Source organism: Streptomyces sp. NPDC002669, from assembly GCF_042889165.1.
Lineage (GTDB): Bacteria > Actinomycetota > Actinomycetes > Streptomycetales > Streptomycetaceae > Streptomyces.
Window position 1 is genome coordinate 121,887 of record NZ_JBIAQQ010000018.1, and the last position, 15,022, is coordinate 136,908.

The 15,022-nt window shown below is 69.9% G+C and carries 14 protein-coding genes; 7 read left to right on the plus strand and 7 right to left on the minus strand.

Going from position 1 to position 15,022, the window contains the following annotated elements:
- The first annotated feature begins 6 nt into the window (after positions 1–6).
- A complete protein-coding gene (locus tag ACFYW1_RS25200) occupies positions 7–816 on the plus strand; it encodes a TetR/AcrR family transcriptional regulator (protein ID WP_388997387.1) in 810 nt (269 codons plus the stop codon).
- A 183-nt stretch (positions 817–999) separates the two neighbouring features.
- Here the strand turns inward: ACFYW1_RS25200 and ACFYW1_RS25205 are convergent, their stop codons facing one another.
- The 4 genes from ACFYW1_RS25205 to ACFYW1_RS25220 all read right to left on the minus strand — a co-directional run bounded on the left by ACFYW1_RS25205 (position 1,000) and on the right by ACFYW1_RS25220 (position 3,796).
- Positions 1,000–1,860, minus strand: a complete 861-nt coding sequence (locus tag ACFYW1_RS25205; protein WP_388997390.1) for a serine protease — start codon at positions 1,858–1,860, stop codon at positions 1,000–1,002.
- A 177-nt stretch (positions 1,861–2,037) separates the two neighbouring features.
- Positions 2,038–2,904, minus strand: coding sequence for a GyrI-like domain-containing protein (locus ACFYW1_RS25210; protein WP_388997393.1), 867 nt, complete (start codon positions 2,902–2,904; stop codon positions 2,038–2,040).
- A gap of 218 nt (positions 2,905–3,122) precedes the next feature.
- Positions 3,123–3,431, minus strand: coding sequence for a helix-turn-helix domain-containing protein (locus ACFYW1_RS25215; RefSeq protein ID WP_388997396.1), 309 nt, complete (start codon positions 3,429–3,431; stop codon positions 3,123–3,125).
- Positions 3,431–3,796 carry a type II toxin-antitoxin system RelE/ParE family toxin gene (locus ACFYW1_RS25220; RefSeq protein WP_388997399.1) on the minus strand — a complete coding sequence of 122 codons (366 nt, stop codon included), beginning with the start codon at positions 3,794–3,796 and terminating at the stop codon, positions 3,431–3,433. The genes ACFYW1_RS25215 and ACFYW1_RS25220 overlap by 1 nt, the downstream gene beginning before the upstream one ends.
- A 270-nt stretch (positions 3,797–4,066) precedes the next feature.
- Here ACFYW1_RS25220 and ACFYW1_RS25225 point away from each other — a divergent pair, with 270 nt between their 5' ends.
- Positions 4,067–5,278 carry a pyridoxal phosphate-dependent aminotransferase gene (locus ACFYW1_RS25225; RefSeq protein ID WP_388997402.1) on the plus strand — a complete coding sequence of 404 codons (1,212 nt, stop codon included), beginning with the start codon at positions 4,067–4,069 and terminating at the stop codon, positions 5,276–5,278.
- A 150-nt stretch (positions 5,279–5,428) separates the two neighbouring features.
- Positions 5,429–5,830: a hypothetical protein gene (locus ACFYW1_RS25230; protein ID WP_388997405.1), complete on the plus strand. Its 402-nt coding sequence runs from the start codon at positions 5,429–5,431 to the stop codon at positions 5,828–5,830.
- Positions 5,831–5,921: 91 nt separating this feature from the next.
- On the opposite strand, the gene ACFYW1_RS25235 is transcribed toward ACFYW1_RS25230, so the two are convergent.
- The 3 genes from ACFYW1_RS25235 to ACFYW1_RS25245 all read right to left on the minus strand — a co-directional run bounded on the left by ACFYW1_RS25235 (position 5,922) and on the right by ACFYW1_RS25245 (position 9,406).
- The gene (locus tag ACFYW1_RS25235) at positions 5,922–7,037 is read right to left on the minus strand and encodes a glycosyltransferase (RefSeq protein ID WP_388997408.1); all 1,116 of its coding nucleotides are present in this window, start codon (positions 7,035–7,037) and stop codon (positions 5,922–5,924) included.
- 45 nt (positions 7,038–7,082) lie between these two features.
- A complete protein-coding gene (locus ACFYW1_RS25240; protein ID WP_388997411.1) occupies positions 7,083–8,486 on the minus strand; it encodes a DUF2079 domain-containing protein in 1,404 nt (467 codons plus the stop codon).
- A gap of 197 nt (positions 8,487–8,683) precedes the next feature.
- Complete coding sequence (locus ACFYW1_RS25245; RefSeq protein ID WP_388997414.1) at positions 8,684–9,406, minus strand: peptidylprolyl isomerase; 723 nt, start codon at positions 9,404–9,406, stop codon at positions 8,684–8,686.
- 465 nt (positions 9,407–9,871) lie between these two features.
- Here ACFYW1_RS25245 and ACFYW1_RS25250 point away from each other — a divergent pair, with 465 nt between their 5' ends.
- The 4 genes from ACFYW1_RS25250 to ACFYW1_RS25265 all read left to right on the plus strand — a co-directional run bounded on the left by ACFYW1_RS25250 (position 9,872) and on the right by ACFYW1_RS25265 (position 14,943).
- Positions 9,872–10,696: a hypothetical protein gene (locus ACFYW1_RS25250; protein WP_388997417.1), complete on the plus strand. Its 825-nt coding sequence runs from the start codon at positions 9,872–9,874 to the stop codon at positions 10,694–10,696.
- Positions 10,697–10,878: 182 nt separating this feature from the next.
- Complete coding sequence (locus ACFYW1_RS25255; RefSeq protein WP_388997420.1) at positions 10,879–11,982, plus strand: hypothetical protein; 1,104 nt, start codon at positions 10,879–10,881, stop codon at positions 11,980–11,982.
- 91 nt (positions 11,983–12,073) lie between these two features.
- The gene (locus ACFYW1_RS25260; protein WP_388997423.1) at positions 12,074–13,306 is read left to right on the plus strand and encodes a toxic anion resistance protein; all 1,233 of its coding nucleotides are present in this window, start codon (positions 12,074–12,076) and stop codon (positions 13,304–13,306) included.
- Positions 13,303–14,943 carry a substrate-binding domain-containing protein gene (locus ACFYW1_RS25265; RefSeq protein ID WP_388997426.1) on the plus strand — a complete coding sequence of 547 codons (1,641 nt, stop codon included), beginning with the start codon at positions 13,303–13,305 and terminating at the stop codon, positions 14,941–14,943. The genes ACFYW1_RS25260 and ACFYW1_RS25265 overlap by 4 nt, the downstream gene beginning before the upstream one ends.
- Positions 14,944–15,022: the final 79 nt, after the last annotated feature.

Here is a 15,022-nt window from a genome sequence, read left to right on the forward strand (position 1 = left end):
TCGCAAGTGGTGGTCTTTGCCGGGCAGGGCGACGCCCGCCGGTCGATGTCCCTGCTGTGGCGTGCGGACCGGCCGGAGGAACGGGACCGGCGCCCCGGCCCCCGGCCCGCGCTGAGCGTCGACGCGATCGTGGCCGCCGCCGTCGCCGTCGCGGACGAGAAGGGCATGGCCGCGCTCTCGATGCGGGCGGTGGGCGAGCGGCTGGGCCGTACGGCGATGGCGCTCTACACCCACGTCCCCGGCAAGGACGAACTGCTGGACCTGATGTACGACGCCGTCCACGCCGAACTGCCCGCCCACTACCCGGACACCGGCAACTGGCGCGCGGGGCTCACCGACTGGGCACGGGACACCCTCGCGTTCCAGTTGCGCCACCCCTGGGTGCTCCGGGTCTCCCAGGCCCGCCCGGTCCTCGGCCCGCACGAGTACGCGGCACTGGACACCCTGGTGGGCCTGTTGAACCGGACCGGGCTCGACGCGGCCGTGCTGCGGCGCCTGGTCGGGACGCTGTCCCACTTCGTCCGGGGCTGTGCCGGGACGGCCGCCGAGGCGCGGCAGGCCGCGGCGGCGACGGGCGAGCCGGACGAGGAGTGGTGGTTCGCCCGCTCGGCGCTGCTGGGCGAGGTGGCGCCCGACTTCGCGGAGCGCTACCCGAGCCTGAGCGCGATGGAGCACGCCTCCGCCCCGCAGCCCCCGGACCCGTCCCCGGCGGATGTGCCGTACCTGGAGCGCGAGGCGCGAAGGACGTTCGAGGCGGGGCTCGACGTGCTGCTGGACGGGATCGAGGCGGCGGTCCGCCGCGCCGGGGCGCACTGAGCACGGCGGGGCGGGGCGCACTCAGGCCGCACGGGCACGCGAATGCGCGGGTGCGTGGGGACGTGGGCGCGCGCGGCGGAAACGCGACCGCCGCGACACCCCGTCGGGCATCGCGGCGGTCACACACGTACGTTCACCCACGGACCTTCACGTGCGGGCGGTCACGCCCGGACGTTCGTCCGTTCACGGCTTGGGCAGTTCGCATCCCGGCCGGTCGAGGTCGAACTTGTTGCCGGCACCGATGCACGGCACGAGACCATAGGTCTGCTGGGCGTAGTTGATGCCCTCGCGCACCGTCACATTGCCGCTCTCGTCGACCTCGCACGGGTTGTTGTCCGCGCACTCCAGGCCGTCCTCGTTGCCGGTGTTGTTGACGGCGACGACCTTGCCGGTCGCGTTGTCGATCACCGGGGAGCCGGACGTGCCGCCGATGGTCTGGCAGGCGGAGGTGTAGCGGACCGAGTCCTTCCAGGTCCACGCCCCCTCCTTGAGGCGGTAGACGAAGCCGTCGACGTTGCAGGCGTACGTGCGCTTCCAGTAGCCGGACACGACCGTGATCGCGGTGCCCTGGACCGGGTGCGCGGCGTTGAGCTCCAGCGCCTTGATGCCGTAGGTGCTCTCGATCTGGGCGTAGGTGCGGGTGAGCTGGTACACCGATATGTCGGTGTCGGTCATCGTCCCGTACGAGATCTTGCTCGCGCGCAGGGTGCCGACGCCGCTGCCCGAGGCGTTCAGCAGGGTGAAGCTCCGGGTGGACGGCTGGTCGACCACGACCTCGCCCGGCCCGGGGAATCCCGTCTCCATGCAGTGCCCGTTGGAGAGCACGAGCGCGGGGTCACCGGGCTGGGAGTCGGGCGTGCGGACGACGGAGCCGGAACAGTTGCTCAGCGCCACGGTTCCGGCGAAGTTGACCGCCTTGGGCACGGCCTTCTCCTTGACCGTGCCGGGCGACGTCGTTCCATGGGCGGTGGCCGCGGTCGCCGGGGCGACACCCGCTCCGAGGAGCAGAACGGCGAACAGCGCACCGACGAGAGGCTTTTTCATGTGGGGGTCCCCTCCAGGCGGATGTGCAGGGTCCGATTGGCCCCTGCAACCGAAGTTCCTTCGGTTTTGACATGCGCATGTTTGCGTACTGGAGGGGGCCCCACAAGGGGCGGTTTCCGGCCATCCTCGAACTGTCGCGCCCGGCCCCGGGAACGGCGCCGGCTCCCGGTCCCGGTCTCAGGAGGCGGCCGGTTCCACCGGTATCCAGAGTTCCGCCTCGGCCCGCGCACCGTCCGGCGAGAGCCTGGTGCGCAGGATCTCGGGACCGGGCCGGCTCCGGTACGGGTTGGACGGGAACCACTGGGTGAACACGTCCCGCCACAGGTACTGGAGCGCCTGCGGGAAGGGGCCGGAGTTCTCGAACACGGCCCAGGCCCCCGCCGGGACCACCAGCGCGTCCAGGTCGTCGGGAACCTCCGCACCGGTCACCACGCCGTGGTAGTAGTCGAGTTCGGTCCCCTCCGCCCGGCTCTCGTCGAGCTTGTCGCTCACCCCGACGATGCCTTCCGGCTGCTGGTCGGACAGGGCCGCGATGCGCCCCGTCGTCTCCTTGCCGATGCTCCGGATGAACTCGGCGATGGCCGGATTCATCCCCTCGTGCACCAAGGGGACCCTCGCCCTCTTGCCGACCACACGGAACTCCCCCTTCTCCACGATCCGGTACCGCATGCTGCTGCTCCCTTCGACCACGAGGCGGAAGGACATCCGGGGCTGCGAGCGCAGTGCCGCACCGACCCGCCGGGCCTCGCCCGGACCGACGCCGTGCATGGCCCGGAACGCCCGCGCGAACGCCTCCCCCGAGGAGTAGCCGTACCGGACGGCGATCTCCAGCAGCGTCCGCTCCCCCGTGAGCACCTCGGCCCCCGCGAGCGTCAGCCGCCTGCGCCGGACGTACTCCGACAGCGGCATCCCGGCCAGCGCGGAGAACATCCGCCGGAAGTGGTACTCCGACGTCATGGCGATCCGCGCCAGCTCGGTCACCTCGATCCGCCGGTCGAGCCGGCCCTCGATGTGTTCCATGGCCTGGTTCAGCCGCTCCAGCACCCCGGACTCCTTCCCTTGCGGGTCACCACGGTAGGAACGGCGCACCCGCTCCGACCCGACATCCTGTGCCCGGTGCGGTCGGGTCGGGCCCGGGGGTGCGCCGCGCCGGACCTGCGTCCCGGGGAGCAGGGCTTCTCCGCCCCGGGACGGAGGCGGCCGGACCCCGGGCCTTGCGAAGGCGCGGAGACCCCCCCGCCTCCGCACCCGCACGCCCCCGGTCAGGCCGCGTGCGCCTCGAACCAGAGGGAGTCGAGATCATGGCCGGGCGTGAGACGCACATCAGCATCCAGAGCGGCCGCGAGGCTCCGGAGAAGTTCGATCGTCGGCGCTGTCCCGCCCTCCTCGATGCACTCGATGTCGTCCTCCTCCATGCCGGTGCGTTCGGCCAGATCGGCCACGCTGAGCCCGAGCGCGGTTCGACGGTCGTAGAGAGCCTTGCCGAAAACCAGGGCCTCTCGAATGGCGATCCGTTCCGGATCGTCCGTCCCGGCATCCGAGGGAGTCCAGCGACTGTGCTGTCCGACCATCACGCCTTCCTCTCATACGTCGCGGTCACCGGTTCATGATGCGTGCTTTCGCAGACTTTCTGGGCGCGCACGGCACGGTCGATCTGCCCCTGCTCGTGTTGCCTGGTCTTGCGGAACACCGTCAGCAGCACAATGGTGCGCGCCGGGGTGATCCAGTAGGTCACCCGAGGCGCCACGTCTCGGAGCCTGAGCCGGAGCTCCCAGACCGGCCCTTCGAGGTGGTCGGCCCAAGGACCCCCCAACTCCGGCCCGAGGGCGGCAAGTATCCCCGCCACTTCATCGACCCTCTTGAAGTCGTGGTCGCTCAGGCCCTCCAGCCACGTGCGCACCTCCGGCTCGATCTCGAAGTCGTACGGGTTGTTCATACGACGCCCAACCCGGCGACGAGCCCCCGTGTCACGCCCTCACGACCACGAACGCCCGGCCACGTGGCCCATCTCACCCGTCCGTGTTCGTCACGTCCCCGTTCCACCCCATTCGAAGCCCCGCCCCCGCCCCCGCCCGGCGTTCCCACGGTCCGGGGCGGGGGGAGGCATGGCTATGGAAGATGCGTCCGGGGGACCGCACCACCCGGGTGGGGCACCCCGGCGGGAAAGCCCCGGCGGCGCGCGGGGCACGGTCGTAAGCTCCCGGACATGCAGGTCATCCAGTCCACGAAGCTCGCCAACGTCTGTTACGAAATCCGGGGCCCCGTCCTGGAGGAAGCGATGCGGCTGGAGGCAGCCGGTCACCGCATCCTCAAGCTGAACACCGGCAACCCCGCCGCGTTCGGCTTCGAGTGCCCGCCCGAAATCCTTGAGGACATCCTGCGCAACCTCGCCGGGGCGCACGGCTACGGCGACGCGAAGGGCCTGCTGTCCGCGCGGCGGGCGGTGGTGCAGCACTACCAGACCAAGGACATCGAGCTCGACGTCGAGGACGTCTACCTGGGCAACGGCGTGTCCGAGCTGATCCAGATGTCGATGCAGGCGCTGCTCGACGACGGCGACGAGGTGCTCGTACCCGCCCCGGACTACCCGCTGTGGACCGCCTCGGTGTCGCTGGCCGGCGGCACGGCCGTGCACTACCGGTGCGACGAGCAGTCCGACTGGATGCCGGACCTCGCCGACATCGAGCGGAAGATCACCGACCGCACCAAGGCGCTGGTGATCATCAACCCGAACAATCCGACGGGCGCGGTGTACGACGAGGAGATGCTGCGCGGGCTGACCGAGATCGCCCGGCGCCACAACCTGGTCGTCTGCTCCGACGAGATCTACGACCGGATCCTGTACGACGGCGCGGTCCACGTCCCGACCGCGACCATCGCGCCCGATCTGATGGTGCTCACCTTCAACGGGCTCTCCAAGAACTACCGGGTGGCCGGCTACCGATCGGGCTGGCTGGCCGTCTGCGGCCCGAAGGCGCACGCCTCCTCGTACATCGAGGGGCTGACGATCCTCGCCAACATGCGGCTCTGCGCCAACATGCCCTCGCAGCACGCCGTGGCCACCGCGCTCGGCGGGCGGCAGTCGATCGACGACCTGGTCCTGCCGGGCGGGCGGATGCTGGAGCAGCGCGACACCGCGTACGAGCTGCTGACCCGGATCCCGGGCGTGACCTGCGTGAAGCCGAAGGGGGCCCTGTACCTCTTCCCGCGCCTGGACCCCAAGGTCTACAAGATCAAGGACGACCGGCAGATGGTCCTCGACCTGCTGCGGGCCGAGAAGATCATGGTGGTGCACGGCACCGGGTTCAACTGGCCGGAGCCCGATCACTTCCGGGTCGTGACGCTGCCCTCGACCGAGGACCTGACGGACGCGGTCCACCGGATCGCCCACTTCCTGGACGGATACGGCCAGCCCTGACGACCGGCCCCGGGACGCCCCTGTGCCGGGCCCGCCCTGTGCCGGGCCGGTCCGGCTCCGGGCCCGTGGGCAGTTTTTTGGATCGATCGTAGACAACTTTAGACTTAATCCAATGTAGGATGGTTCCACAGCAACACCAGGAGGCCATCCATGTACGAACCGATCCGCACCAAATCGGTCCACACACCGGCCGACCACGCCGACGACTTCCCGCATCGTTCCCGCGAGGAGGAGCTGGACATCCAGCTCGCCGGGCACCTGGCCGCACTTCTCGCGGTCACCGACGAGCTGGGCCTCGGCGAGGCGGGCGACCGCATCGCCGAACAGGTCGCCAGGCTGCGCGGCGCCCCGCCCGCCCGGCACGCCGGCCGGACCGAGGCGCCCGCACCCGCGCTGCACCGTCGCGCCCACGCCCTCGCGGGCCGTGCGCTGGTGGTGGCCGCGTCCCGCGCCGACACCGCCGCGGCGATCCTCGCGGCCGAGCGCATGGACGCCCACGCGGCGGCCACCGCCGCACCCGCCGCCACCACGCGGCTGGTCGGCGCCCACTGACGGCCCCGGTCCGCGCGCCGTCGAGGCGCGTGGACCGGGCGCCACCCAATTGCCGCACACGACCGGCCGCGCAGCCCCGGGCCGGCCCCGGTCAGGCGTTCACGAGTTGCCTCGAACCCAGCTTCTGCCGGGCGAATTCGAGGTTGCCGACCACCCGGTCGTGGTGCTCGGGAGGCACCTTGCCGCTCTTGAGGAGGCGTTGGCCGCAGCGCTCCGACTCCTCGTAGTTCCCGGTCCAGTAAGCGGCTACGGCGAGTTCGTCGAGCGAGCACCAGTCGTACCACTCGAACTCGACGAACAGAATGTCTTCCGGGTACGGGATCTGCGCCGCTTGCTGCGCGAACATGTGAGCAAGTGGCCAGCGTTGGCCGTTCGTACGGCAGTAGCGCGCGAGTTCACCGAGCGCTTCGGCGCGAGAAGGACGGCTTTCGTGCGCGCGGAGGTAGCGGTCGATCACCTCGGCCGACGGCCTGCCGAGCTCTGCCGCAAGCCGTGCGGCGTAGAGGTGGGAACAGAAGACTTCCTCTGCGAAGCCTCCCATGCCTGCCCTGCGGTCGTAGGCGGCGAGTGACCTCTTCGGCTCTCCGGCGTCCCGCCAGCTCTGGGCGAGATAGAAGACGTAGCGGGAGTTGTCGGGTTCCTTGATCAGACCCTGTTGAAGGACCTTGGCGTCGCGCAGGTACTTCTTCCGCGTTCCTTCTCCTCTCAGGCGTGCGCCGCCGCCCACCGAGAGGATGTTGGCGCCTTCGAATGTCCCGAGGGTGTACGGCGTTCCGCAGTCGATGTACTCGTGCAGGACGCCGACATAGCGCCAGGGCAACCGGGTCGAGACCAGAGCGGGGCGCCAGTGGATGATGGGTCCGTCGTGCAGTGCGACTCGGTAGGCGTCGTGGGTCAGCTCCGGCATGCGGAAGCCGGGCTCCACCTCCATCTCGTCGTCGGCGTCGATGAACAGCAGATAGTCCGCCTCGGCACGCGCCAGGTCGATCGCCTCGCTGCGGCTCCCGTCGTATCCCTTCCAAGGACTTTCGTGCAGGGTGCCGGGCAGATCGCTGAAGACGTCACGGATGACGTCCTGGGTGCCGTCGGTCGATCCCGTGTCCAGGATGACCCACGTGTCGATCAGAGGGCGCACGGATTCGAGGCAGCGTCCGATGACCGGAGCCTCGTTCTTGACGATCATGTTCAGGCAGACCGTTGGTTTCACGGGTCACCTCCAACTCGGTGAGGCGGAAAGGCCGACGACGCGACGTCAGCTCGGACGCTTGAGCAGTACGAAGCCCTGTTCTTTGCTCACGGTGAGATACCCCTGTGCCCGCGCGGCGCCCAGGGCCTGGTGTTCCTGAAAGGCGTTCAGCGGCCACCGTCGGCTGAGCGGCACCTTGGTGTCCACCATGATCCACTGAGGGTCGGGACGGCTGTCGGGCCAGCCGTAGAGGCTGGCACTCGTACGGTTCGTGAGCTGGGGCACGAGCTCATTGGACGCCTGCACCGTGGCGCCGTCAGGAATCCGGTCCATCAGACGGTGGGCTACAGCGATGCGGGGATCGTCCCGCCAGGTGGCCGGCTGGACCAGCTGCCAGAACGGATACTGCGGAAGGACCAGGAGTGTGACCGCGGCGGAGCCGGCGAGGTACCGGCGCAGGCTGCTCCTGCTCGGGTTCCGTCGGACCAGGGCGTCGACGAAGGCGGCGAAGACGATTGGCATCAGAGAGAGCGAATAGTGGTAGGCGGTGCCCCAGTGGGTGCTGAGCTCCGAGGCAGCCCGCCACATCAGGGTCGGCACCGCGATCCACATCAACGGGGACCGCAGGGCCAGGAACAGGGTCGGGGCCAGCACGAGCAGGAGCGTCGTGATCTTGGTCTCGGGGGTGATGAGACCGATCGTGCTCTTGTACAGCAGATCCGTCAGCCCGCCCTCGCCGCCTTCCGAGCCGTTCAGGAAGCCCCAGTAGTCGTAGGACCCGCTCGGACTGAAGGCCGGCAGAATGACCATCGTCGCCAGCAGCGCTCCGGCCAGGCCGACTGCGGCGGTCGTGATCCCGAGCTTGCGGTCGCCGCGCCAGGCGACGACGAGGCCGATCACGACCACGGTGAGCCCGAGGTCCTCCTTCACCAGCAGCAGGGGCAGAGCCCAGCAGACCGCGGCACGCATCCGGCCCGTCGCGAGAGCGGTGAGCGAGCACGCGAGGAGGGGGACGGCGAAGGCCCATTCATGGAAGTCGGAGCCGACCCCGCTCGCGAGACCCCAGGAGAGGCCGTAGCAGACCCCGATGACCGCGGCGGCGGGGGAGCCCAGCGCCCGGCGCGCCCAGAAGGTCAGGGGCAGAACGCTCGCGGCGATCAGTGCCGCCTGCACCACGAGCAGGGCCATCGCCGAGGGCCACAGCCAGTAGACGGGTACCACCAGGATCAGAATGGGAGAGAAGTGGTCTCCCAGGATGGGAAAGTCCGGCCCCTTGACCTCGGAGACGGGCAGGTGCCCATGTGCGTAGGAGCGGACGACCTGTTCGAAGATTCCCAGGTCGAAACCGTGGGAGAGCATGCGCTGATGGATGCGCAAGGACAACGTCGCGTACGTGAAGAACAGTGCTCCCGACAGGGCCCAGATCCACCACGGGCTGTCGGAGCGGCTCCCCCGAGACGGCTCGGCCACCGACCCTTCGTCCACGGTCGATTTTTGTTGCACCGGGAGCATGGAACTTTCGGCGGGTGGGGCTTGCATGACCTGTCCCTTCCGGAAAACTGACCCTGAGGACCTCAAAACGCCAGCACCCTTCGAGGGCCGGCCCTGAGCCGCCATATACGTGCGCGGAATACCCCGAACAGCGGCACACCTGAGGCTGGATGGAATCACCCGCGCTTCTCGCGAGAAGCATTGACCGATGCCTGTCGCACCGTTACCGAATTGATGACAACGTCCTTCTTCGGCCTTCCGTCGGCGGATCCGTCCCGAGTCCCGTTGCCAGCGATCTCCTTCAGTACACCCAATCCGCTCACGACTTTCCCGAAGGGAGTCCATTCGGACGACATGGGGAAATCAGGATCGGCATAGCTGATGAAGAACTGACTGCCGTTCCTGCCGGGAGCCGCCTTGGACATCGCCAAGGTGCCGGCCGAGTATTCGGCTCCATCCAGATTTTCATCCTGGAAGAAATATCCCGGATCTGCCGCACCCCTCCCCTCGGGGTCACCGCAGTCCAGCACGTAGATCCCCCGGGTCGTGACGCGGTGACACGTGCTGCCGTCGTAATACCCCTTCCGCGCCAGGAAGGAGAAGGAGTTGGTGGTGCAGGGCGCCTTGTCGGTCAGGGCCTCAAAGGTGACGGTTCCCCGGTTGGTCACGATTTCTGCCGTATAGGGCCGAGCAGCGGCCGATTCATTGAAAGTGGGAATTCCCACGGGCTTTACACCATTGGTGAGTTTGTATGAGCAGACGGCCGACACCTTCACATCGACGTCGTTTCCCGTCAGGGAGACCGCCGCCCATGTCAGACCTGAACACGTCGCAGTTGCGGCGAGCGCGACCATCGCCACCTCGGCCACGCGCTTCCTGACCCCGGTGAAGAAATTCATCTTTCCTTGTAAATCCCTGGCGGACATCCGAGCCTCGATTTGGCAAGTGAGAGCTGATGAAGCATGCAGAGCGTATCCATCCGTCCGGGCATCAGCCACACCGACACTCATCCGGAACTAAAGCCACTACGAGGCCACATGGCCCGAACCTTCCGGGCTCATTCTCTTTCGGCCTCTCCCGCATTCTGCCGATCGCCTGAATATCTGGTGCGCCTCACCCGCTTTCTTGCGCATGCGCCCGAGTGTTGCGTCGGAGGCTCTGTATGCCTCGTCGAGACCACTCCATTCGGTTCCCCAAGGAGCAAACTCATGAGTCCTGAGAACAGGACCCCCTCACGTCTTGGCCCGGTGCCCCGCGGTCGCAGGTGGCTGGCCAGCGGCGCAGTGGCAACGCTGGGCCTCGTCATGCTGGGCTTTTCCAGCCCCACGGTGGCAGGGGCCCAGAGCATCTTCTCTCCGGGCGAGATGAACCGGCCTGTGCTTATGGGCGGTGACAAGTGCGAGAAGCAGAAGGACAAGCACGACAAAAACGAGTGCTGCGACAACCACAAGAACAAGTACGACAGGGACAAGTGCAAGGAGGAGAAGGGCAAGCGCGGACCCACCGGGCCCACCGGACCGACGGGGCCGCGCGGTGCCACGGGACCGACCGGCCCCACCGGACCCACCGGCGCTCCGGGTGAGAACGGCGGGAACGGAGCCACCGGAGCCACGGGACCGACCGGCCCCACCGGACCCACCGGACCCACCGGAGCGACCGGAGCCACCGGAGCCGCTGGGCCGTGCATCTCCATCGACTCCTTCCAGACCGCCAACGAGAGAGAAGTCAAGGCCGTGCTGGCCCCCGACGGGACCCCGTTCGGGGCTTCTGTGGACTTCAACACGACCCCGTCGTACACGTGGCAGCCCCTCCCCAACGGCGCCGGATCCGGCTTCCCGGACAACCCCTGTGGCATCGCGATCACCACGCACGCCAACTCCGTCAGGTTCGAGGTGGTCACCACCGACGGGGATGTCTTCGACCTCGAATGCCCGACGGTCATGGGCGAACCTTCGACGTTCAATTGCGCCGGCCAGACATGGACACCGGCCAATCCGCAGCCGCCCCTCGCGATCCGGACCGGCGAGCCGCCGCTCGCGAGCGAGGAGCCGATGACCGAGAGTCAGCAGTCCAGCTACCTGGACGCGATGGATGAGCTGCTGAACAGCCTCGGCTTCAACAGGGGGATGAAGCCCAGCACGCAGGACGCAATCGAGAAGGGACTCTCGAAGAGCCAGATGCGGTCCTGACCTCGTCAGGATCCCTCTGAAGTGTGCCGTGCCCCGGATCGCCGCGGGCACGGCACACGTGTGTGCGCCGTACGGCGCAGCCCAAGTTCCACCTGTGACCGGATCGCCGGGGAGAATCGGCCGCCCCCGTTGCGTACTGGGATACTCACTTCACCTGCCGTCCACCCGACTCCGCCTGGAATGTGGGGTTCCGGGAGCAGGCTTCGGGTGTGAGACGCATCGTGGGAATCATCCTGGCGGTGCTGCTGATCGGCGGAGTGGCAGCAGCCGTCGCAGCAGGACGCGCCGGCAAGGACACGAGCACGGCAACGAAGACCGTGCGTGGAGTGATCGGGTCGGAGAAGGCCGAGTTCTTCGCCGATCCCGACGTGGTGAAGGCCCTCGCCGCCAAGGGGCTCACCGTCAAGGCGGAGACGTCCGGGTCGTGGGCCATGGACCAGTTCCCCCTCAAGGGTTACGACTTCGCCTTCCCCGGCTCGAAGGCCCCGGCCGACGAGCTCCGGCGCAAGTCCCCCGTCAAGGGCGGACCGATCAGGCCGTTCTACTCGCCGCTCGTCGTCGTCGCGCACCGCGCCGCCGCCCAGGTGCTGGCGGACAACGGGCTCGCGACGCTGGGCGGGAAGTCCAGCGGCAAACTGCTCATGAAGCCGTACCTCGACGCCGCGCGGGCGGACCGGACCTGGCAGCGGCTCAGGGGCGCCGACCGGCACGCCGAGCTGTCCGGGACGGTGTTCATCACCAGCACCGACCCCGTCTCGTCCAACTCCGGCGCGCTCTACCTCGCCGCCGCCTCCTATGTCGCCGACGGCGGCCGGGTCGCCGCGGACGAGACCGCGGTCGACCGCACCGCTCCCCTGCTGAAGAAGCTGATCCGGGTCCAGGGCGCGCAGCAGACCAGCTCCGACGCCCCGTTCCGCGACTTCATCAGCGGGGTCGGCAACCCGCTCGTCCTGGTCTACGAGTCGCAGGTCGCCTCGTTGCTGATGCAGGGTCAGGAGACCGGGGACCTGGTGCTCCTCTACCCCGACACCACCGTGTCCAGCGACCACACCCTCGTACCGCTGACCGGCACCGGCCGGCGGCTCGGCGAGCTGCTCTCCTCCGATCCGCGCCTGCGCGAGCTGGCCGTGCGGCACGGCTTCCGGCCCCAGGGCGCCGCGGCCGAGTTCACCGCCGCCACCGCCGGCCACACCGACTACATCGACCAGAAGCTGACCGGCGTCCGTCAGGCGCCCGTGCCCACCGCCGCGGTGCTGCGCGCGATGGCCCGGCGGACCCTCGGCTGAGGGTCCGCCGGGCGACCGTGCCCGACCTGCGGCCACCCGGCGGACCCCGCCCCGTACGCCTTCCCGCCCTCCCGTTCCTGGAGACCCGCTCATGGCCGAAGAACCGCAACCGATCACCCTCGCCCCGCCCGGCGACGCCCCGCCGCTCGTCCTCACCCCGCCGGAGCCGGTCGCCCCGGTCCGCACCGAGCAGGCCGCCGGTCTCGTGCCGGTCGACGAGTCGGTGCGCACGGAGATGACCCGCCGCGCCGCCGAGTACGTCGGCGGTCTCGCCGGCCTGGACGCCCGGTCGCCCGAGTTCACCACCCGGATCGGGGAGATCGCCGCCCTGGGGCAGGGCGACATCCGCAGCGCCGCCCAGCAGTCCAACCGGATGCTGGACCGCACCGTCCGTTCGCTGTCCGCGTCCGGAAAGGGTTCCGGGAACGGCTCCGGGGGCGGCGACGCCCAGGCCCGGGTCGGCTCCTCCCTGGTCGAACTGCGCCGCACCGTCGAGGACCTCGACCCGCGCGACGCCCCCGCCAGGGGCGCGCGCCGGCTGCTGTCCCGGCTGCCGGGCGGCAACCGGCTGCGCGACCACGTCGCCGCGTACGCGTCGGCCCAGTCCACCCTGAACCGGATCGTGGGCTCGCTGCGCGGCGGCCAGGACGAACTGCGCCGCGACAACGCCGCCCTGCACACCGAGCGCACCCGGCTCTGGGAGACCATGGGCAAGCTCCAGGAGTACGTGGTCCTCACCGAGGCACTGGACGGCGCCGTCGAGCAGCGCATCGCCGCGGCCACCGACCCGGCGCAGGCGGACGCGCTCCGCGCCGACGTCCTCTTCCCCGTGCGGCAGAAGCACCAGGACCTGCTGACCCAGCTCGCGGTCTGCGCCCAGGGCTACCTCGCGATGGACGTGGTGCGCCGCAACAACGACGAGCTCATCAGGGGCGTCGACCGGGCCGCGACCACCACCGTCTCCGCCCTGCGGATCGCCGTGATGCTGGCCTCGGCGCTGGAGAGCCAGCGCAAGGTGACCGAGCAGGTCCAGGTGTTGCGCTCCACGACCGAGGACCTGATCCGCGGCAACGCGGAGATGCTCGCCGGGCAGAGCGGCGAGATCCAGCGCATCGCCGCCGACCCGGCGGTGGGGGCGGAGACGCTGCGCACCGCGTTCCAGCAGATCTACCGGACGCTCGACGCCATCGACACGTACAAGGTGCAGGCCACCGAGTCGATGGCCGCGACCGTGGAGTCGCTGACCGCCGAACTCCGGCAGGCCGGCGCCCACCTGGAGCGCAGCCGGTCGGCGGGGGTGCTGGAGGGCGGTGGTCCCGCATGACGAACCGCCCCCGCAGGAGGCTGCGGAGACTGAGACGCCGGGTGACCCGTTCGCTCGTCGCGCTGCTGTCCGCCGCCGTGCTCGCCCCCCTCGCCGCGTGCTCCGCCCCGGACACCGGCGCGTCCGGCTCCTCCGGCGGATCCGGGCGGGACGACGGCCGGCCCCGGGCCGGCACGCTGCGCGTCCTCGCCTCCAGCGAACTCTCCGACATGGAACCGCTGTTGGCGAAGGCCCGGCAGGCCACCGGGATCACCGTGCGCCCCACCTGGACCGGCACGCTGGACGCCGTCGAGCGGCTCGCCTCCGGGAAGGCGGACGGGGCGTACGACGCGGTGTGGCTGTCGTCCAACGACTATCTGCGGCTGCGCCCGGAGGCGGCGCGGCGCATCACGTCGGAGACCCCGTTGATGACGTCGCCGGTCGCGCTCGGGATCCGTCCGGCGACCGTGCGACGACTGGGCTGGCGGCCCTCGGACGTGACCTGGTCGCAGGTGCACCGGGCGGTCGCCGAGGGCCGGCTGACGTACGGGATGACCGACCCGGCCCGTTCCAACTCCGGTTTCTCCGCGCTCGTCTCGGTCGCCTCCGGGCTCTCCGGCGCCCAGTCCGCGCTGAGTGACGCCGATGTGCGCGGCGCGAGCGGGAAGCTGAAGGAGTTCTTCGGCGGGCAGCGGCTGACGTCCGGTTCCTCGGGCTGGCTGGCCACCGCGTACACCCGGCGCGGCAACGTGGACGCGCTGATCAACTACGAGTCCGTGCTGCTGTCCCTGAACCGCGACGGCCGCACCGGACTGACCGTGATCCGCCCCCGCGACGGGGTGGTGACGGCCGACTACCCGCTCAGCACGCTCGCCGACGCCTCCCCCGACGCGAAGGACGCGGTGCGCGTCCTGACGGCGTACTTCCGCACCCCCGACGCGCAGCGGGGGCTGACCCGGGAGACCTTCCGGCGCCCGGTCGTGCCCTCGGTGCGGCCCGCGGCGCCGCTCGCCGCCGACGCGCGGCGCGAACTGCCCTTCCCCGGCTCGCGTTCGGTGGCCGACGGGCTGCTCCACAGTTACGAGAACAAGCTGCGGCGCCCCTCGCGCACCGTGTACGTGCTGGACACGTCCGGCTCGATGAAGGGGGACCGGCTGAAGCGGCTGAAGGCGGCACTGACCGGGCTGACCGGGGACTTCCGGGAGCGGGAGGAGGTCACGCTGCTGCCGTTCGGCTCGTCGGTGAAGCAGGTGCGCACGCACACCGTCGACCCGGCCGACCCGCGGCGCGGAGCGGCCGCGATCGAGGCGGACACCGCCGCCCTGACGGCGGGCGGCGAGACGGCGATCTATTCGAGCCTGAAGTCGGCCTACGAGCGGATCGGCGGCGGCAGCGATTCGGCGTTCACCTCGATCGTGCTGATGACGGACGGCGAGAACACGACGGGCGACACGGCCGAGGGGTTCGCCTCCTACTACCGGTCGCTGCCGGCCGCGCACCGGGTCACCCCGGTCTTCCCGATCGTCTTCGGCGACTCGGACCGCGGCGAGCTGGACCGGATCGCCGGGCTGACCGGTGGCCGGCTCTTCGACGCGACCGGGGACCGGGGACCGGGTTCCCTGGACGGGGCCTTCGAGGAGATCCGTGGCTACCAGTAGATCCCGGCGCGGCCCGGCCGGGGCGCCCGGCGGCGGGTCTTCCGGCAGCCGTGGCGGGACTTCCGGCGGCGGGTCCTCC